Annotated in this window: 1 protein-coding gene; it reads right to left on the bottom strand. The window is 42.7% G+C overall.

Annotated elements, in window-relative coordinates; genetic code table 11:
• Positions 1–30: 30 nt before the first annotated feature.
• Positions 31–260 (bottom strand): LysR substrate-binding domain-containing protein (locus Q4519_RS21905; RefSeq protein WP_303516074.1); only part of this gene is annotated, 230 nt, incomplete at its 5' end.

Genomic DNA, 260 nt, shown 5'->3' with positions numbered 1-260 from the left:
CATCAAGGCTTCACTGTCGCAGTTCGGGTATTAACCTAAGCCAAAACGAATCGCTAAATCAAAATCCGATTGTGCTAAATAGACTACTTGTAAGCTTGGCGTTAAACGCACTTCAATCTCGGGATATTTCTCCATAAAATGCCATAACCTTGGCACCAACCAACGGGAACAAAATGACTGTAACGCCGAGATATTTAATGCTCCAGTGGTGCTAGAAAGGGATACTTTATGCATGCCGTCGGAGAGTAAAGTTAGGGATT

Source organism: Motilimonas sp. 1_MG-2023, assembly GCF_030547455.1.
GTDB lineage: Bacteria > Pseudomonadota > Gammaproteobacteria > Enterobacterales > CBDFNC01 > Motilimonas.
Note: the sequence above shows the minus strand (reverse complement) of the source record. Positions and strands in the feature narration are given on the sequence as shown.